Here is a 19343-nt window from a genome sequence, read left to right as displayed (position 1 = left end):
GGGGGTTTTCGCGTCGCCGCCGCGCGTCTGCAACGGATATATGACCGTTCCGTAAAATGTTAGTAACAAAGTATCATTAAACGGTATCATGGGTTCCACAACCGACGAACAACCCTCATCGAAAGAAGGACCCATGGCTTCCAGTATCTACGACTTCACCGTGAAGGACCAGCAGGGCAACGACGTGTCGCTCGCCGATTACCGGGGACGGGTGCTGCTCGTGGTGAACACCGCCACCGAGTGCGGCTTCACGCCCACGTACGCCCAGCTCGAGGAGCTGTACCGCGCGCTGCACGAGCGCGGGTTCGACATCCTCGACTTCCCGTGCGACCAGTTCGGCCACCAGGCGCCGGGCACCAACGAGGAGATCGCGGCGTTCTGCACGTCCCGCTTCGGCGTGACGTTCCCGCAGTTCGCGAAAATCGAGGTCAACGGCGAAGGCGCCGACCCGCTGTTCGCCTACCTGCAGCAGGAGAAGGGGTTCGAGGGCTTCGACGAGGGCCACGAGCTGACGCCGATCCTGGAGGACATGCTGGCGAAGGCCGACCCCGACTATGCCGGCAAGCCCGACATCAAGTGGAACTTCACGAAGTTCCTCGTGGATCGCGACGGCACCGTCGTCCGCCGCTTCGAGCCCACGACCAGCGTGCCCGACGTGGTCGCAACGGCCGTGGAGGAGCTGCTGTAGGTTCGCGCCCGGCACCCAAGATCGCGCAAGCCGCCGCGTCGAAGCTCGACGCGGCGGCTTTTTCGCGTCGGCGGGTCGGATGTTTCACGTGAAACATCCGTACGCGTTTGCGGTGCGGGGCGTTACGGTCGCATGCGACCGCGGTCGATGTCCGCGCCATCGAGGAACCAGTAGTCGTGGTGGTCGCCGACGAGGGCCGTGAAGGGTACCAGCTCGATGCCGCGCGCGGCGCCCTCGGCCAGCAGGTGGTTCCGCAGGATCCACGGGTCCTCGAGCCGCACGTTGTCGAGGTTCGCCACGCGGACGAGGTGCTGCTCGGTCGTGCCCAGGTCATGCGCGACCTGGGCGGGCGTCAGTCCCAGCCGGCGCAGGTTCTCGTCGAACTGCTCGATGGTGCTGGCTCGCTGCTGCGGGGATAACGACACGGTGCGGCTCCTTCCGGTCGGCGACGGCGGTCGTCGGCATCTATTGTAGCGCTGCTTCCGCCGCGATGTAGCCCGTCGTCCACGACATGGCGTTGCCGCCGAGGATCGTGGTGTTGTACAGGCCGGTGCAGTAGTTGCTCTCGCCGACCATGCCGCCCGCGGTGGAGAAGTTCGCGTACAGGCCCTCGATGACCTTGCCGTCGGCGTCCACCACTTCCATGCTGGGCGTCACGCGCACGCCGCACATGGTCTTGCCGAGCGAGGTGCCCAGGCGTGCTCCGTAATACGGCGGCTTCTGCACGGGCGTCAGCCAGTTGGGGTTGTAAGGGTACACCATCTCGGTGTCCTCTCCCTGCTCGCACAGCTCGTTCCAGTGCGCGACCGACTCCTTCAGCACCTCGGGGTCGAGTCCGAGCATGTCTGCCAGCTCGTCCAGCGTGTCGGCCTTCTTGATGACGCCGCGGTCGATGGCCTTTTCCACGTCGCCCAGCCAATCGCCGCTGAACAGGCTGCCTTTCGGCACGTTGTCGGTGTTCGTCACCGGCGAGGCCGAGGCGCTCAGCCCGTGCGCGAACACGTCTTCCGGATAGTTGCTGTCGAATACCTGGTAGTAGCGGTTGCCCATGCGCGACACCTGCGCCGCCACGACGCCCGTGTCGCCCATGCCGCCGTAGAAGTCGGGGCAGTCCTGCTTGCCGTCCGTCGCGTAGTACGGCACGCGGCGCCCGCGCTTGTCGATGGTCAGCCACACGTTGCGGCACAGCTGCGTCGCGCCGTCCCAGAAGTAGTGCCAGAACTCGCCCGTCTCCTGGTACTCCTCGAACCCTGCCAGCCAGCCGCACCACGAGTCGTGCCCGGACATGTCCGCGTTCAACCCCAGCGCCATGCGCGTGCACTCTCCGGTGTGGTAGAACATGGGACCGCCGAACGTCGCCACGTCGAGCGCCGTGGGCACGTACTTCTCCATCATGGCCAGGTTCATGCCGAACCCGCCCGAGCACAGGATGACGCCCCGCTTGCCGCGGTAGTGCACGGTGGCGCCGTCCTTGTCGGTGGCCTGCACGCCCACGACCTTCCCGTTTTCGACGACGAGGGCCGTGCACGTCGTGTTCGTGCGCAGGTCGGCCCCCTTCTTCGTGGCGCATGCGCCCATCGCGAGGCAGGTGGGCTGCATGCCGAGGATCTGGCTGTGCTCGCCGCTGATCACCTTCGTGTCCATGAACGCCTGGCCGCGGCAGGTCATCTCCACGCCGTCGTGCTCCTGGAGCCAGTCCATCACCCCGCCGGCCTTGAGCGCGATGTTCTTCAGCAGTTCGTCGTCGATGCTGAACTGGTAGTTCGGCAGGATGGCGCGCATGAACGCGTTGATGTCGAAGGGGTAGGACGGGTAGGCGTACTGCAGGGCCTCCTGGTCCTTCGAGCCGCCGGGCAGCAGGAACCAGCCGGCCGCATGCTGGGTGGCGCCGCCGATCTCGGCGTTCTTCTCGATGGCGATGACGGTGCTGCCGTTGTCCACCGCGTAGTTCATCGCGGCGAGGCCGCCGCCCCCGGTGCCCACGACCACGATGTCGGCTTCTCCGTCCCAGGTCGCGGGCGGGTCGACCGGGGCGATAGGCTCGGCCTCGGCCATGTCGATGTTCTTGAACACGCCGTGGTCGATGAGGCTCGCGCCCGCTGCCTCCTTGTCGGAGCTCGCGTCGGCCGAGCCTGCCGGGGCGCAGCCGCCGAGCGCGAACGCGCCGCTCGCGGCTGCCGTCGCCAAGGCCCCTTTCAAAAACGCTCGACGATCCATGCCCCGGTCCATTCCCCGTTCCATTCCCCGATCCATGCCCTCGGACTTCTTTTCGTTCATGATTCCCTCCTCGGCGTTCAGGCTGTGCGGGTTGCACGTTCCAACGGGCCCAGCTTCGCACGGCGTGGGCGCTCGCGCGTCGTTTCGGGAGGGTGATTGCGGCTTTCACACCGTTTGGGTGACGGATTCGGGCGGAGGTTCCGGCTGCGGCGCGCCCTTCTGCGACTATAATCGGCAGAGGAGAAGGATAGGTTGGTGGGGACGGGATTTCGATCCGGGTGAGGGGAGCGCTTTGTCCGCACGGGAGACGCAGAATGCGCAGGGCATATTCAAGGAGCAGCTGCTGCTCGTCGTCGCGGGCTCGTGCTTCGTGTGCCGCCATTTCCTCACGTTCTGGACATCGCCGTCCGATGCCAGCCTGATCTCGTCGTTCGGGCAGGGTTGGTCGTGGATGGTGGCGGTGGCGGCGTCCATCGTGTCGTGCGCCGCGTTCGTGCTCGTCTCGCGCCGCGCGGGTCGAACGACCGCGTCGGGGTGGTGGTACCTGAGCGGGTTCGGGCTGCTGCTGGTTGCGCTGTTGGTGGGCGCGTACGCCGGCTGGACGGGCTCCGACGAGCTGAGCTTCGCGGCAACCGTGCTGCTGGGGCTGGGCAACGGCGTGGCGTTCTGCATCTTCATCGGGGCCCATCTGGGCGAGAAGCCGGGGATCATCATCGTGCTGCTGGCCTCGGAGTTCCTCGTGGGGTCGGTGCTGTACCTGCTGGTGCACGCGTTCGTGCCGAACGTCGCGCTCGTGGTTCCGGCGCTCGCGCTGAACGTGGCGTCGGGTCTGCTGCTGTGGGCGTGCGCGCGATCGTCGGGCAAGCCGGCCTCCCTCGAGCCGGTGGCGAACCTCAGGCCGCCGGTCATCACGTTCAAGCAATTCTGCCTGGTCACCGTCTGTTTCTCGGCCTCGCACGGCATCGTTCGCACGCTGGTGACGCGCACGTCGAGCGGCTCGCTCGACATCGAGGTGCTCAGCACGCTCGTGGCGGCGCTCGCGCTGCTCGCGTTCGGCCTCGGGCGCGGCATCCGCTCGTCGCAGTCGTTCATCATGGTGATCGTCGGCATCTTCGCCGTGAGCTTCGTGTCCATTCCGCTGTACCTGTTCGACGTGTACGTGGCCTCGCTCATCCACGCGGCCGGATTCTCGCTGTTCCTGATCGTGTGCTGGGGGTTCGACGCGTTCTACGCGTCCGAGAACGGCGCGAGCCCGCTCGTGGTCGTGGGCGTCACCTACGCGTGCGTGCAGTCCGGCGAAGTGGTGGGCGGCCTGCTCATGCTGGTGTTCGTGCCGCTCTCGGAGCTGTTCTTGCACCTGCTGTCGTCGGCGCTGCTGTTCGGGCTCGTGGCGCTGCTCATGCTGTTCTTCATGCGGCAGCAGCGCACGAAAGAGGTGGACTACACGGCGTACTTCGAGCTGCTGGCGCAGGCGTGCGCCCGCCTGGCCGACGAGCACGGGCTGACGCAGCGCGAGCGCGAGATCCTCGAGCTGACGGCGCAGAAGAAGAGCAACGGCCAGATCATGAACGAGCTGTTCATCTCCCAGAACACGCTCAAGACGCACCTGCGCCACATCCACGCGAAGATGGGCGTCCACAACCGCAGCGAGCTGCTCGACCTCGTGGAGACGGAAGCCGCCCGCGCGTAGGTGCTTCCGGCGGACGAGGCCCCGGCGGATGTTTCACGTGAAACATTTGTTCGGAATCTGCTTGCGTGGCCGCGGCGTGGAGCGGCGGGCGGTAGCTTGCTGCGGACCGATGCGGGGAGGGGCGTCCGCCCGGTTTGTCAACGAAACGCGACAGGGGTTCGGGCTCGTGTCATCATCGGTTGGTGGATCGGGGCCGGTCGGCGGCTTACCATAGGTGGCAAGGAGTATGAATACCATGATCGGTTCGAACATTCAGAGCAGGCGCAAGATGATCGGGCTCACGCAAGAGCAGCTGGCCGAGCGCTTGGGCGTGTCGCGGCAGACCGTGACGAAGTGGGAGACGGGCGAATCCGCTCCCGACCTCGTGAACGCGGGAGCGCTGGCCCGCGCGCTCGACGTGTCGCTCGATGCGCTCGTGGACTACGACCCGCAGGGCACGGTGCTGCCCATGCCGCCGCGCGGCAAGCACCTGTTCGGCACCGTCACGGTGGGCGAGCGCGGGCAGATCGTCATCCCCAAGCAGGCGCGCGAGCTGTTCGGCATCGAGGCCGGCGACGCGCTGCTCGTGCTGGGCGACGAGGAGCAGGGTCTCGCCATCCTGAAAGCCGACGAGTTCATGGACCGCGTGTCGATGCTCCGCACCATGGTCGACCGATAGCCCCGCCGCCCGGCGGCGCGGGCTCCGAGGCGAGGAGGACGCATGAGCACCGTTGGGAAGAGGAGGATCGGCATGATCGCAGCTGTCGTCGTAGGAGTGCTGTCGGTGTGCATCGCGGCCGCGCTGGCGTGGTACGTGGATGCCAACCGCCACGGCGAGGAGCGCGATCTCGCGAAGGCGTACGCGGCCGGTTTCGTGGAGAAGCAGGCGCAGGTGAGCGTGCTGGTGCGTGGCGAAGAAGCGCCCGGCAGCGCCGCCATCGCCACCGTCAACTACGCCGAGGGCCCCGACAACGGCCCGGCGCTCGTGCTCGTGCACGGCCAGTCGATGCAGTGGGAGGACTACGCGCGCGTGCTGCCCGACCTGGCCGCACGCTACCACGTGTTCGCCGTCGACTGCTTCGGCCACGGCGAGTCGAGCCATGACGAGGCGCTCTACTCGTGCCAGGCCATCGGCGAGGCGCTCAAGGCCTTCGTCGCGCAGGAGATCGGCGGCCCGTACCTCGTGTCAGGCCATTCGTCGGGCGGCGTCATCGCCGCCTGGTTGGCCGCCAACGACGCCGAGCGGGTGACGGGGTGCGTGCTGGAAGATCCGCCGTTTTTCCGCGTGACGCCGGACGAGATGCGGCAGGAGCCCGGCTGCTTCGTATGGAAGGACGCATTCGAAGTGACGCACGCCTTCCTCAACCAGGACGAAGTGGCCGACCCCGCTGTGTTCTACGCGCAGCACAGCTACCTGTTCGGCCTGTTCGGCGGCTTGCAGTCCCAGATCGCCGCGTGGACGGAGGCCGAGCGCGCCGCCCGGCCCGACGCGCATCTCACGCTGGCGTGGGTGCCGCACGATTGGGTGCGCGGCCTGTACTTCTACGATGACTTCGACGTGCGATTCAGCGAGACGTTCTACGACGGCTCCTGGTTCGACGGCGTCGACCAAGCCGAGGTGCTGAGCCGCATCGCGTGCCCCACCGTGTACCTCAAGGCGAAGACGAACTACGGCGATGACGGCACCCTGTTTGCCGCCAACTCCGACGACGACGCCGCGCGCGTGCGGCAGCTCGTGGCAAACTGCGAGACGACGGTCGTCGAATCGGGCCACGACATCCACTACGAGAAGCCCCGGACGTTCATCGAGGCCGTGGACGCCGTCGGGGCCGCTCGTTCCACGAGCCGCGGCTGAAAAGGACGCCCCGCCGGACGCTCCGGAATGTTTCACGTGAAACATCCGTTCGCATCGCACTGCTTATCGCGCCGGCTCGCGGGCGTGCGGCTTACGCCTGCGGCGCGCGGGGGAGGAACAGCTCGCAGGTTTTGCGGGCGAACTCCTCGAGGGAGAGGCCCCGGGCGGTTTGCTGGAACTCGGGGGAGCCGCTGATGAACGCGGCCAGCAGCATGTCGGCGCGGAACGGCGCGTCGTCGCAGCCCGCGCGTTCGAACAGGGCGGCGAAGGGCTCGTGCAGCCGCTCGTAGACCGGGCTCTGCAGCGGCCCCGCCGCGCTGAGGGCCGACTGCTCCATACCCTTGAACAGGGGAATCTTCTGCTCCTTGAACTGGAGGTAGCGCAGCGTCATCCGCTCGAGCTCAGGGCGCGCGTCGTCGCGCGCGGCCGCGAGCGCGGCCAGCTCGTCGGCGAGCGTCATGAGGTGGTCCTGCATGAGCGCGAAGCACAGGTCGCTCTTGCTGCCGAAGTGGCGGTACAGCGTGCCGGCGCCCACTTCGGCCTCCTGCGCGATGCGGTTCATGCTGACGCTCTCCACGCCGTAGCGGGCGAACAGGTCGTGCGCCGTCTCGAGGATGCGGGCGCGGTTCTTCACGGCGTCTTGGCGCTCGCGGCGCGGGGCCTGCTCGGTCATCGTCGATCCTTTCGCTCGAAGCGTACCTTGTCCCTTGACAAACGGAGAGTACTCCGTTTACTATATCCGGAGAGTTATCCGTTTATACTAGCGCATGCGGGGCGATCGCGCAACGCTGAGGAGCCGCACCATGGAGCAAGCGAATTCCGCACCGACGAAGATCCCCCGCAAGGCCATCGCCATCGTGGCCGTCATGATGGTGGGCTCGTTCATTTCCGTCCTCAACCAGAACCTCATGACCACGGCCATCCCCACGTTCATGGGCGTGTTCTCGGTCGAAAGCAGCGCCGCACAGTGGCTGACCACGGCGTTCATGCTGGCAAACGGCATCATGGTGCCCATCACGGCCTACCTGATCCGCCGCTTCTCCACGCGCGCCCTGTTCTTCACGGCCATGGGGCTGTTCGCGGCGGGCACGGTGCTGTGCGCCAGCGCGCAGGTCTTCGAGATGCTGCTGGCCGGCCGCATCGTGCAGGCCTTGGGCGCCGGCATCACCATGCCGCTCATGCAGACGGTGCTGTTCACCGTGTTCCCGCCCAGCAAGCGCGGCACGGCCATGGGCTTCTTCGGCCTCGTGGTGGCGTTCGCCCCGGCCATGGGCCCCACGCTGTCGGGCTGGATCGTCGACAGCTTCCCGTGGCAGGCGCTGTTCCTGCTGCTGCTCCCCATCATCGCGGTCGATGTCGTGGTGGCGTTCTTCGTGGTGGGGAACGTCTCCGAGCGTTCGAACCCGCGGCTCGACGCGCTGTCGGTGGCGCTGTCGTCGCTCGGCTTCGGCGGGCTGCTGTACTCCCTGAGCATGGTGAGCACGCTGGGTTGGAGCAACCCGGTGCTGCTGGGCACGCTGGCGGTGGCCGTCGTGTCGCTCGCGTGGTTCGTGGTGCGGCAGCTTCGGCTGGAAACGCCCATGCTGGAGTTCCGCGTGTTCACGTCGCGCACGTTCACCGTGTCGATGGTCCTCGTGGTGCTGGCGTGGGCGTCGTTCATGGGGTCCGCCACCATGCTGCCGATGTACATGCAGAATACGGCAGGGTTCTCGGCGCTCGATTCCGGCATGACGCTCATGGCGGGCGGCATCGTGATGGGCGTGCTGTCGCCCATCAACGGCCGCGTGTTCGACCGCTTCGGGCCGCGCGTGCTGGCACCGGTCGGTCTCGCGCTCGTGTGCGCGGGCACGTTCTTGCTGGCGCACGTGGAAACCGCGAGCGGCATGGCGTACATCGGGGCGGCCTACGCCGTGCTCATGGCGGGGCAATCGATGGTGTCCATGCCGCTGACCACCGCGGCCATGAACGGCCTGCCGCCTGCGCTCATCCCGCACGGCACGGCCATGAACAACACGATGCGCTCCATCGTGGGCGCGCTGGGCACCGCCGTGTTCGTCACTATCATGGTGAGCGTGTCGTCGTCGGCCGCGCAGGCCGGCGCCGCGGGCAGCGCGTCGGCGGGCTTCGACGCCGCCTTCGGGACGATGGTGGTGCTCAATGCGCTCGCGTTCGTCGCGTCGCTGTTCGTGCTGCGCAAGCCCCGCAGCGCCGACGCCGCCTCGCTGGTCCAGCCGACGCGCGACCAGGAGGCGACGTCGAATTCCTAGAACGGGTAGGGATGCGGGGCGTGTTGGACGCTCGTCCAGTGGGTGCGGGTCATCTCCTCGAGGATCCAGCGGCCGTTGAAGCGGCCGAGGCCCGAGTTCTTCTCGCCGCCGAAGGGCACGTGCTGCTCGTCGGCCACGGTCATGTCGTTCACGTGCGTCATGCCGGCGTCGATCTTGAGCGCGAACGCGGTGGCGCGCTCCACGTCGCCGCCCACGACGGCGGACGACAGGCCGTACTCGCTCATGTTCGCGAACTTCAGCGCCTCGTCCTCGCCGTGCGCCGCGATAATGGGCGCGAGGGGGCCGAAGCTCTCCTGCAGGGCGATGTCCCAGGTGGGGTCGACGCTGCCGAACACCGTGGGCGGCAGCACGAGGCCGTCGGGCTCGGCGCCCAGCAGCGTTTCGGCGCCCTGCTGCTGCGCGCGTTCGATCTTGCTCAGCAGGCCGGTGAGTTGCGCGTCGTTGATGATGGGGCCGATGTCGGTCTTCGGGTCGAGCGGGTCGCCGCACACGAGGTTGGCGGCGCGGTCGACGAAGCGCTCGGTGAACTCGTCGACGAGCGACGCGTCCACGATGATGCGGTTCGTGCTCATGCAGATCTGCCCCTGGTGCAGGAAGCGTCCGATGATGGCGATGTCCACGGCGCGGGCCACGTCGGCGTCGTCGAGCACCACGAGCGGGCAGTTCCCGCCCAGCTCGAGCGCCACGCGTTTGATGTGCTTGCCGCCGGCCGTTTTCGCGCCGATGCCACGTCCCACCGCGGTGGAGCCGGTGAACGTGATGAGCTTCGGCACAGGATGCTCTACGAAGTAGTCGCCGATCTCACCGCCGCGTCCGATGAGCACCGACAGCAGCCCGGCCGGCAGGCCCGCTTCCTCGAAGATCTTCGCCAGCAGCAAGCCGCCCGTGACGGGCGTGTCGCTGGCGGGCTTGAGCACCACGGCGTTGCCGCAGCCCAGCGCCGTGGCCACCGAGCGGTTCGACAGGTTCATCGGGAAGTTCCAGGGGCTGATGACGCCCACCACGCCCAGCGGCTGGCGGTACACGCGGTTCTCCTTGTGCGGCGTGTCGGAGGCGAAGATGTCGCCGTGCACGCGGTAGGGGAACGACGCTGCCTCCTCGGTGATGTTGCGCGCTGCGCCCACCTCGAACTCGGCCTTCGCGCGGATGCTGCCCGATTCGCGCTGGCACCATGCCACCAGCTCGTCGTGACGCGCATCGAAGAGGTCGACGGCGCGGCGCAGCACGCCGGCGCGCTCGGCAGGCGCGGCGGCGGCCCACGCGCGTTGGGCGCGCTCGGCGGCGGCGTACGCGTCGTCGACGTCGGCGCGATCGGCCAGCACGTGGGTGGCCAGGACGTCCTGGTTGTAGGGGTTCACGTCCTGGGCCTGTTCGCCGCTGCCGCCGTCGCGCCAGGTGCCGGCGATGTAAAGCTTGTCGAGGCCGTCGTAGGGACGGGGAGCGGTTGGGTTTGGGGCGGTGGGGGATGCGCTCATGGGGAAGCCTCCGATTCTCGCGGGTTTGCTCCCAGTATAGGAAGCGTCCCGCGCGGTGCTTGCGCCCCGAAACGAACGGTTGCTCGGCTGGCATGGAAGCGTTTTGAGGGCCTGGTGGTATGCCGCAGCGCGCCGGGCGCCGTCCCCTTGCTAAAACCCTGCCCATTCGTCAAGATGGCAGGAGCGCGGTTTGAGGGGCTGCGCGACGGCGGAGGGAGGGCCGCATGAAGCGCGAGGTGTGGGTGGCGTACGTCTCGATGGGCCTGGCGGTTGCGGCTCTGGCGTGCTGTTTTTCGTCGATCTACTTCATTCAGTACTCCGTCATCGGGGGCAACGTCCAGTCCACGCTCGTGGTGTCCGTCAGCGCTGTCGTGGCGATGTTCGGGGCGGCGACCGTGGCGTACTTCCGTCCCTTGAAGCTGTGGTACGTGCTCGTGCTGTTCGTGGCGTTGCTGCTGGCGCGCTACGCGGTGCTGCCCGACGCCATCGGCGCGGAGCTTCCCGCCATGAACGTCATCATGGGATGCGTGCTGGGGCTGTGCCCTATCATGGCGGGCTGCGTCGCCACGTACCGATCGACGAAGACGTCGTTTCGGGTGATCCTGCTGGGCTTCGCGGGAGCGGCGCTGCTGCTGGGACTCTTGCGCGTGTTCTCGCCTATGAGCTACATGCACATCCAGGAGCTGTGCCTTATGGTGTTCGCGGTGGCCGTGGCGCTGTTCTTGCTGCTGCATCGCCGAGAGCCGGTGGCCCGCGCCTCCATCCGGAGCTCGCTGGGGCACGAGCGCGCCACGAGCTGGGTGGTGGCGCTGTTCGATTTGCAAGGGTCCACGCTGTTCGTGTTCGGGGGCTCGGCGCTGCTGTTGTTCTGCTACGGCGTGTTCGAAACCTACGCGCTGGCGAACGGGCAGGTGATGCGCGATTCTGGCGAGACGATGCTGGCCATCTTCGCGATCAGCATCGCGCTGCTCATCGCGGGCAGCGCGCGCTCCTCCTCGAAGCGGCTCGAATCCCTGTTCACGGTGCTGTACGTGGTGTATGTGGCCATCACGTTCGTCACGCTGCTGCTGGGCGTGTTCCCCGGGCCGCTGTTCCTCGTCATGGGCGTGGGCGCCATCGTGCTGCACATGCTGATATGGTTGCATCTCGCGCAGGCCACCATGTCGAAATCCGTCTCGCCGGTGTTCATGTTCGGCGTGGTGCTGGGCGCGGTTATGGTGTGTCACCGGCTGGGTTGGTTCACGGCCATGACGCTGACGGCGCTGTTCCCCGACGACGGCACGCTCGTGTCGAAGCTGGCCGCCGGCGTGCTGGCCGCCATCGCCTTGGCGGCGGCGGTCGTGCTGTTCGTGGCGATGCGGCGGGCGACGGCGTCGCCCGATCGCGGCTCGGCGGCCGACGCGGTCGCGGTGCGGGCGCAGGCGCTTGCCCGCTACTTCGAGGGCGCGGGCCTGACCCAACGCGAGAACGAGATCGCGGTGCTGTACTGCCAGGGCCGCAGCACGCCCTACATCGGCGACGAGCTGTTCATCTCCGAGACCACGGTCAAAACCCATATTCGCCACATCTACGCCAAGCTCGACGTGCACAACAAGCAAGACCTGTTGAGCGCCGCCGATCGTGCCGTTGCGGCCGAGGGCGAGCGGGCATCGGCATCGTAGCGATTAGGGCAGCGGGGCGGTCGCGCTCGCCGTTCAAGTGCGATCGAAAGATTCATCCCGGTCGTCCCGACAAGGGGACGAACCGGGACAGCAATAACATCCGAACCGCCGAAGCGAGTCCGAGAGCCGTGGGGAGTCAACAGCTCCCTGCGGCTCGCCTGTCATTGTACCGAGTCGTCTGCATCCGCGCAAGCCAAAAGGTGCCGACACCGGTGCATCGTGAACCCCCAGTTCAAACGTCCGTTTTTTCCCTATCATCACTTTGTGACGATGCATTTTCGCGAAATACTCCGAAACGGTCGCTGTCCAAACGAGCCCGTCCCGGTAATACTCCGGTCAGCAAGCAGCTCCGCGTTCGCACGAGGAAGCGGGGCGAGGGCACGGGACTTGAAGGAGGGCACTATGGGCATCAAAGGGAAAGAAGCCGACGGCCAGGCCAGAAACGACGCGATCCGCGCGCTCGCCGAGTCGGGCGTTCAGGTGGAGCCGGGCATCAGCCACGTTTCGCGCAGGGACTTCCTCAAAGTGGTCGGCGCGTTCGCGGGCACGGCGGCCGCCGCGGGAGCGCTGGGCGGTTGCAGCCCCGCCGCGAACACGGGCGCGGCGGCCGCGTCGGACGACGCGGCGGGAAAGGCGACCGGAGGCGCAACCGAGGTGGCGGAGCGGAAGGGCGCGGTGGCGCTCGACATCGACGAGGCCAACAAGACGTACCTGCCGCTGAACACCGAGTACGCCACGCCGGTCATGCCGGCGCCCGAGCAAACCGCGTATACCTGCGACGTCCTCGTCATCGGCGGTGGCCTCGCGGGCACGAACGCCGCGGTGGCGGCGGCGCAGGCGGGCAAGAGCGTCATCCTCGTGGACAAGAGCTGTCCGGGCTACTCGGGCCTGTCCGCCTGGCCCAGCTGCACGGCGTACTGGGATCCCGACAAGGACATCGATCTCGAAACCTGGCGCGACTACCACAAGGTGAAGTCGGTGTACTTCTCCGACCTCGACTGGGAAGAGCTGTGGGCACGCGAATCCAAGGGCGCGTTCGACCGTCTGAAGGAATGGGGCTGGATCGAGGAGCACGACCGCGCGGTGGATGCCGAAGGCGGCGCGTACTACCGGGACGGCCTCGTGTTCCACGACGACCGCTGGGGCTACCATCAGGCGAACCTCTCCCACGACCGCCATCGCGTGCTGGCGAAGATCCTCGAGGACAACGGCGTGACCATTCTCGACCACGTGATGATCGCCGACGTCATCGAGGCGGACGGGCGCGCGGCGGGCGCCGTGGGCCTGCACTATCGCAGCTCGACGCCCCTCACCATCGCGGCGAAGGCCGTGTGCATGTGCACGGGCTCCGGCTGCGTGAAGCCCGCCGGCTACCCGCTGGGCGGCGACACGTTCGACGGCTTGTGGATGGGCTACCAGCACGGTCTGCCCATCACGGGCATGGAGTTCGAGGACTTCCACCAGACGTCGAGCTACGCCCCCGGCAACATCCAGGTGAACTGCGGTTTCCAGTACTCCGAGAACATCTGGCCCACCGGCGGCACGGTGGCCAGCGCCGAGTTCAAGGCACCCGAGCTCATCTTCGAAGGGCGCGAGGCGACGTACGAATACGGTTTCTACCGGGGCGATTGGAGCAAGGTGGAGATCACCGAGGCCGCCTCGCAGTCCGTCGCCCATGCCGGCGGCGACGAAAGCGATCCGCGCATCGGCAAGTGGACCTCCCCCTCGCCGGTGGGCGACTGCTTCGGCGCGGCACCCGGCATGCCCATGCACTGCATCGCCGGCGTGTGGTGCGGCGTCGACGACAAGGAGGGCTTCACGGGCATCCCGGGCCTGTGGGTGGCGGGCGACGGCACCCATGCCGCCAACATGTCCGGCCCGAACTACGGCCACGAGCGCGGCTCGATGTCGAGCTTCGTGTCCATCGTCGGAGACATCGTCGGCAACGCCGCGGCGAAGTACATCGACGACGAGGGGGTCGCGGACGCCTCTCTTCCCGCCGATAAGGTGCAGGAAGTCACCGACCGGATGATGGCCCCGCAGACGCGCGAGCGCGGCTACGAGCCGATGTGGGTGCGCAACGTGCTGTTCGGCATCATCGCCCCCGGCTGGATCACCGTCGCGAAGTCCGAGGACAGCCTGTCCAGCGCGCTGTCGGACGTCAAGCGGCTGCAGGGCATCGCGTCGGGCAACATGATCGCCGAGAACGGCCACGACCTGCGCCTGTGCATGGAGGTGGAGCACCAGCTGCTGGCCATGGAGATGAAGCTGAAAGCCGGCCTCGCCCGCAAGGAGAGCCGCGGCCTGCACTACCGCACCGACTACCCGTTCAAGGACGACGCGAACTTCCTGCACTTCATCACCTACACGAAGGGCGAGGACGGCGCGATGGTGGAAGGCCAGGTGGAGGAGCCGGACGAGTGGAAGGGCGACCTGTCACTCAGCTACACCGAGCGCTATCCCGTGCTGGTTACGCCCGAGGAGATGCTGACCTACGGCACCGAGGAGCAGAAGAAGAACCTGACCCATTACAACGGCGTGGAAACCGTCGTCGGCGGCGGCCAGAACGAGGACTACGGAAAGAAGTAGGGGCCCGTCCGCACGGCAAGCGAACCCCTCATCTTCGGAAGGAGCATGAACATGTCTGTCATTCGAAACGATCTGAGCCTGTGCCAGGGCAGCACGTGCAGGATGTGCGAGAAGATCTGTCCCATGGACGTGATGTATTTCAGCGAGGAGCACGACAAGTCGGTCATCGCCTACGTTGACAACTGCATGAGCTGCGGCCAATGCTGGCTCAACTGCCCCAGCCATTCCCTGGGCTTCCAGACCGAGCAAACCGGCCCGGCTGTCAACGCCGGCCGCTGATCTCGTCCGGCAAACGCCCGAGCGCCTGCGCCGATCCCTCCCCGGCGCAGGCGCTGGTTTGGGCGCAAAACGGCACCGGTGACAATTTTGGGATGCGTCGGATGAGCTTCGAGGCGTCTACCGCATGCGAAAGCCCAGGTGGCGAAAGACGCAGATCGCCGCCGCCGTCTTTATGAGCGTTCGACTTTGTCACTGGTGCCGTTTTGCGCCCACCCTTTGCCGTTCCGTGCGCTTCGCATGATGGCAAAGGGTGGGCATCGTGTTGATGGGCGTGCCCAGATCGGTTGGCGCGAAGAGTGCGGTGCCTTATCCCACGTGGTCGTCGAGCCACTCGACGGCGTCGCGGATGACGCGATCCTTCTTGAACTCGTTGAATATCTCGTGGCGTAGGCCGGCGTAGATGCGCAGCGACTTGTCCTTCGACGAGACCTCGCGGAACAGGTCGATGCTGTCCTGCGGGCTGACCAGGCCGTCGTCGCCTCCGTGCAGCAGGATCACCGGATCGGCGAACGCGGCAGCCTGCTCGCGCAGCCAGAGATGGCCGTCATGCACGGCGCGCAGCAGCGCCACCGAGAACTCCTTGATCACGAAGGGGTCGGCCAGGTAGGCTTCGCCCACGGCGGGGTCGGAGCACACGCCGTCGCCCAGCTCGTTGGGCAGGTACGTTTCCGGGTCGAGCCCCTCCTCGACCGCACCGGAGGCCAGGCCCGCGTGGTCGCGCGTCCAGGCGCCCGACAGCACGTAGCCGGCCAGCTTGCCGGGGTGGGCGGTGCCGTAGCTGGCGGCGCCGAAGCCGCCCATCGAGTGGCCGATCATGAACAGCGGCAGGCCGGGGAACTGGGCGCGCGCTTCCTCGACGAACAGGTCGGTGTCGGACACGATCTGCGTGCGGTCGTCGTACCACACCTTCTTGCCCATGGAGCGCCCGTGCCCGCGATGGTCGAAGCGCACGACGGCGTACCCGGCCTCCAGCAGCCGTTCCACCACGTGGTCGTAGCGCCCGAAGTGCTCGCACAGGCCGTGGACGATGACGACCGCCGCCTTCGGCCGCTCCGGCGCGTCGATGCGCCCGACCAACAGGAAGCCTTCGGCGGTCTGTTTCGTGAGTTGCTGCTGCATGCGCGTTCCCTTCTCTCGGGTCGAAATGCTGGGGACATTGTAGCGCACCCAAGCGCTCGCGATTGCTAAGCGTCGTGCTCGACGAGCCAGTCGTCTTTGCGATAGCCTTCGGCAGACTTCGTCTCGTCCCAGTTCGCGGGCTTGCTGGGCACGAGATCTCCGGTGAGGGCATGGATGGTGGCATAGCGTCCGGAAGTCATGCACGACCCGCACGACATATTCCCCATGTAAAGCGACCAATCGCCGTCGCCGCACAGGTCGCCCGCGCCGAATCCGACGGCGTACAGGCCGGCGATAGGATTGTTCTCGCTATCGACCACCTGGTAATTACCGTCGACGGTAATGCCGCAGCACATGGCCGTGAGGCGGATCCATTGGTGGATGCCCCAGAACGGCGGCTCGACGATGGGCGCGAGGTACTGCTGCTGCTTGCCGAAGTCGGTGTCGGCACCCTGCTCGCACAGCTCGTTGTATCGTTCGACGCTCTTCTTGAGGTTGTCCGCAGGTATGCCCAGCTCCTCTGCCAACTCGTCAAGGGTGTCGCAACGATGCGTGTCGACGAGGTCCTTGATCACGCCGGTGGGGTTCTCCACGGCACCGGGAACGTACTTCAAAAGCGAATCGCGATCCGTCGGCTTGTATCCCCAGGCGGTAGCCGTCTCCACGTAGTCGTTGTCGAAGATGCGGCAGAATTTCCCGGGATCTTCAGCGCCTTGGAAGCGCAACGTCTCGTCCCAATAATGCATGGGCGTCTCTTCGTTCATGAACCGCTCCGCATTCTCGTCGACCGCGAGGAACGGGATGTCGATCATCATGTACGGACCGGCGTCCATATCGTGCATCTGCTTGCTGTGGCCGACCGGGGTGATGTGGCCGCCCGCCGTTGCCGACATCAGGATACCATCGCCGGTTTTGTTCGACTGCTTGCAGGTGAAGCGTGCGAGGTCGGGAGCAAATTTGCTCACCATGCTTTTGTTGTTCTGATAGTCGCCGGTGGCGAGGATGACGGCTTTGTTCGCATTGAAGCGAATGTAGGAGCCGTCCTTGGCTTTTCCGACGATGCCGGTGACGCGATCCCCGTCCTTGATAAGCTGCACGCCCGGTGTGCTGTAGCGTATATCTGCACCGAGCGACTCGGCGTAATCGGCCAGCGCGCGCACCAGATTTCCGTTGTTCTCGGGCTTCACGCCGAACGCGTTCTTGGTCTGGGTTACGTAGTTGCCGTCAGGGAAGTCGAAGTGCAGCGACCACGAGTCGGCGGGAGCGTATCCGGCCGCTGCGGACTGCTTGGCCATCCACATGGACGTTTCGCCCGAATGGTAAGCGAAGAAACGGGCGAGGTCCATATTCACGCGGTAGTTACAGGATTTGCGCCACTCTTGCAGCCACATGAGCACTCCTGCCTCGGTAGATGCCTCGAGGCATATGCCGCCGTCCCCGCCGCCTTGGGCGATGGCGGTGGACTCCTTTTGCAGGCAGACGACGCTCGCTCCCTCTTCGAGTGCGGTCAGCACCGCCGGCATGCCCGAGGTGCCTGCGCCCACCACGACGATGTCGTAGGTTTTCTCGTCGGCGAAGGAGTCTATAGGCTCGTATACGACGCTGGAATCCTTGAAGTCTTCCGCAGAGAAGCCGTCGGGATAGGTTGCGCCTGCGTCCGCCTCCTTGGCGGCAGCGTTCGGCGCGCATCCGGCGAGGCCGAACGCCGCCACGCCGGCCGCTCCGGCGGCGACGACGCCGGTGGACTTCAAAAACGTGCGCCTGCTAGGGTTGTACTGCATGATTCGTTCCCCTTCCTTGTTGGTTTGATGCCGGGGCTCGGCTTCCGATACGCTTGGACCCGTCGCCTATCATGGGTGGCGCATTCGCATCGTGCCAGCTCCGGAAGGGGGTGCGACCCTCCCCCGAAAAGGGGTGTTTTCGATTCCGCGCGCCCAAGAGGCTCCTGATGGGTGAAAAGCGCTACACTGGAAGGAAGGATTTGGGGAAAGGGAGGGGATCGCCGTGCGTGAGCGGGCGGATGCGTTGCAACGTGCGAAGGACGTGCGATCCTCGGCGCACCCGAGCGGGATTTCTCTGCGGTGGTTCTACTTCGGATTGTGGACGCTGTACGTTTGGCGTCTTTGGATGAGCAACAACTTCGGGCCGCTGCCCGTTCCGATGACGTGGCAGTGGCTGTTCGGCGTGATGTCGATCGTGTTCCTTGTTGCGATTGTCGGCGCGCTGTGGCGCCGCCATGCCGGCTTGCCGGTTGGCGGTGCGAGACTGGTTGGCCCGGCGCCTGCATGGGCGGCGGCGGGGCTTATGGCGGTGTCCACGGCGTTTGCGGGTGCGACGGCCATCTGTCCGGCAGCGCTTGCGCAGGGGCTTGCGGCGGCATCGCTGGTTGTAGGCGGTGTGGGCGTGGCGTGCGCCTATGTGCAATGGGGCGTGTTCCTGTCGCTGGTGGACGTGAAGGCTGCTGTCGCGTACCTGTTCGGAGGGGGCATTGTCGCTTCTGTGGCGAAAATGCTCCTGTTCTTCCTCCCGCTGCCCGTCGTCGTTCCCGTCATAGCCTGTTTGCCCTTGCTGTCGGCTTGGTGCTTGCTCCGATCGGTGGGAAACGTGCCGCGCAGCGAGCGCCCGCGCATTCGGTTCCACGCGAAAAGCTACCTCGGCCTCTGGAAGGTTGCGGCGGTCATCGTCTCGTTCAGCCTGGCGAATGCCGTTCTGCTCTCGCTGTTCAAAGGCCCGGCTGAAACCTCGTCTCCTCTGTTGTTCGCCATCGGCAGAACCGTTGAGGTCGCATTCTCCGCGTGCGTGCTTTTGTGGGTGTTTCGCTGGAAGCGATCGTTCGACTTCGCGCAGCTATGGCGGTTCATCCTATTCGCCTTGGGCACCGTGTTGCTGTTGAACGTGCTGGTGGGGGAGGTGAGCTTTGAGGACGCGCTCATATCGGCGTCCTTCAACTTCATCACGCTGTTCGTTTGGCTGACATGTGCGGACATTTCCCGCAGAAGCGACTTGGGGGCAGTGCTCGCGTTCTCGTGCGGATGGTTGGCCTATACGGTGCCGTTGTTCGGCGGGGCGGTGCTGGCCGCCGCGTTCTCGCTCGGCCAGTATGACGACTACAAAATGGCCTTCGTGCTCATGTATGCGATGGCCGTCGTCATCGCGGTGTGCTTGAGCGACCGCGATTCAGGCATGCGGTTCTTGTTCTCGGATCTGAACGCGCGGAGTCTTGAGCCGGAGGATTTCTCGTCCATCGACGAGAGATGCGCTGCTTTGGGCGCGCGGCGCGGCTTGAGCCCGCGCGAGTTGGAGATCATGCAGCTCATATGCAAAGGGCGCTCGAAAGCCTACATAGCCGAGACGCTGTTCATCGCCGAGAGCACCGTCAAGGGCCACACGAAGCATCTGTATGCGAAGCTCGACGTGCACAGCAAGCGCGAGTTGCAGGATTTGGTAGGCGCATAGCTTTCTGCGTTCTCGGCTGTGCCCTTTCCGTCGAGAGCGTGGGGCGC

The 19343-nt window shown here is 66.1% G+C and carries 15 protein-coding genes; 9 read left to right on the top strand and 6 right to left on the bottom strand.

Annotated elements, in window-relative coordinates; all coding sequences use genetic code 11:
• Positions 1–133: 133 nt before the first annotated feature.
• Complete coding sequence (locus GS424_RS15180; RefSeq protein ID WP_160941302.1) at positions 134–688, top strand: glutathione peroxidase; 555 nt, start codon at positions 134–136, stop codon at positions 686–688.
• A 122-nt stretch (positions 689–810) separates the two neighbouring features.
• On the opposite strand, the gene GS424_RS15175 is transcribed toward GS424_RS15180, so the two are convergent.
• Positions 811–1113: a DUF2316 family protein gene (locus GS424_RS15175; RefSeq protein ID WP_160941301.1), complete on the bottom strand. Its 303-nt coding sequence runs from the start codon at positions 1111–1113 to the stop codon at positions 811–813.
• Between the two features lie 40 nt (positions 1114–1153).
• Positions 1154–2965 carry an FAD-dependent oxidoreductase gene (locus GS424_RS15170; protein WP_160941300.1) on the bottom strand — a complete coding sequence of 604 codons (1812 nt, stop codon included), beginning with the start codon at positions 2963–2965 and terminating at the stop codon, positions 1154–1156.
• Positions 2966–3197: 232 nt separating this feature from the next.
• Between GS424_RS15170 and GS424_RS15165 the strand changes: the two genes are divergently transcribed.
• The 3 genes from GS424_RS15165 to GS424_RS15155 all read left to right on the top strand — a co-directional run bounded on the left by GS424_RS15165 (position 3198) and on the right by GS424_RS15155 (position 6429).
• Positions 3198–4595 carry a helix-turn-helix transcriptional regulator gene (locus GS424_RS15165; RefSeq protein WP_160941299.1) on the top strand — a complete coding sequence of 466 codons (1398 nt, stop codon included), beginning with the start codon at positions 3198–3200 and terminating at the stop codon, positions 4593–4595.
• A 235-nt stretch (positions 4596–4830) separates the two neighbouring features.
• A complete protein-coding gene (locus tag GS424_RS15160) occupies positions 4831–5253 on the top strand; it encodes a helix-turn-helix domain-containing protein (protein ID WP_101723535.1) in 423 nt (140 codons plus the stop codon).
• 42 nt (positions 5254–5295) lie between these two features.
• On the top strand, positions 5296–6429 hold the full coding sequence (locus tag GS424_RS15155; RefSeq protein WP_160941298.1) for an alpha/beta fold hydrolase: 1134 nt from the start codon (positions 5296–5298) through the stop codon (positions 6427–6429).
• 91 nt (positions 6430–6520) lie between these two features.
• Here GS424_RS15155 and GS424_RS15150 read toward each other — a convergent pair whose 3' ends face one another.
• On the bottom strand, positions 6521–7102 hold the full coding sequence (locus GS424_RS15150; RefSeq protein ID WP_160941297.1) for a TetR/AcrR family transcriptional regulator: 582 nt from the start codon (positions 7100–7102) through the stop codon (positions 6521–6523).
• 130 nt (positions 7103–7232) lie between these two features.
• On the opposite strand from GS424_RS15150, the gene GS424_RS15145 reads away from it, so the two are divergent.
• Positions 7233–8696: a DHA2 family efflux MFS transporter permease subunit gene (locus GS424_RS15145; protein ID WP_160941296.1), complete on the top strand. Its 1464-nt coding sequence runs from the start codon at positions 7233–7235 to the stop codon at positions 8694–8696.
• Here GS424_RS15145 and GS424_RS15140 read toward each other — a convergent pair.
• Positions 8693–10192, bottom strand: a complete 1500-nt coding sequence (locus GS424_RS15140) for an aldehyde dehydrogenase family protein (protein ID WP_160941295.1) — start codon at positions 10190–10192, stop codon at positions 8693–8695. The genes GS424_RS15145 and GS424_RS15140 overlap by 4 nt on opposite strands.
• A 224-nt stretch (positions 10193–10416) precedes the next feature.
• Here GS424_RS15140 and GS424_RS15135 point away from each other — a divergent pair, with 224 nt between their 5' ends.
• The 3 genes from GS424_RS15135 to GS424_RS15125 all read left to right on the top strand — a co-directional run bounded on the left by GS424_RS15135 (position 10417) and on the right by GS424_RS15125 (position 14721).
• The gene (locus tag GS424_RS15135; RefSeq protein WP_160941294.1) at positions 10417–11853 is read left to right on the top strand and encodes a helix-turn-helix transcriptional regulator; all 1437 of its coding nucleotides are present in this window, start codon (positions 10417–10419) and stop codon (positions 11851–11853) included.
• 402 nt (positions 11854–12255) lie between these two features.
• Entirely contained in the window at positions 12256–14442 is a 2187-nt protein-coding gene (locus GS424_RS15130) for an FAD-dependent oxidoreductase (RefSeq protein ID WP_160941293.1), read from the top strand.
• A gap of 51 nt (positions 14443–14493) precedes the next feature.
• Positions 14494–14721 carry a 4Fe-4S dicluster domain-containing protein gene (locus GS424_RS15125; RefSeq protein ID WP_160941292.1) on the top strand — a complete coding sequence of 76 codons (228 nt, stop codon included), beginning with the start codon at positions 14494–14496 and terminating at the stop codon, positions 14719–14721.
• Positions 14722–15027: 306 nt separating this feature from the next.
• Here the strand turns inward: GS424_RS15125 and GS424_RS15120 are convergent, their stop codons facing one another.
• The gene (locus GS424_RS15120) at positions 15028–15840 is read right to left on the bottom strand and encodes an alpha/beta hydrolase (protein WP_160941291.1); all 813 of its coding nucleotides are present in this window, start codon (positions 15838–15840) and stop codon (positions 15028–15030) included.
• 65 nt (positions 15841–15905) lie between these two features.
• Positions 15906–17621, bottom strand: a complete 1716-nt coding sequence (locus GS424_RS15115) for an FAD-dependent oxidoreductase (protein ID WP_160941290.1) — start codon at positions 17619–17621, stop codon at positions 15906–15908.
• Between the two features lie 346 nt (positions 17622–17967).
• On the opposite strand from GS424_RS15115, the gene GS424_RS15110 reads away from it, so the two are divergent.
• On the top strand, positions 17968–19296 hold the full coding sequence (locus GS424_RS15110) for a helix-turn-helix transcriptional regulator (protein ID WP_160941289.1): 1329 nt from the start codon (positions 17968–17970) through the stop codon (positions 19294–19296).
• Positions 19297–19343 lie beyond the last annotated feature (47 nt).

Origin of the sequence: Eggerthella guodeyinii (assembly GCF_009834925.2) — a bacterium.
Lineage (GTDB): Bacteria > Actinomycetota > Coriobacteriia > Coriobacteriales > Eggerthellaceae > Eggerthella > Eggerthella guodeyinii.
Note: the sequence above shows the minus strand (reverse complement) of the source record. Positions and strands in the feature narration are given on the sequence as shown.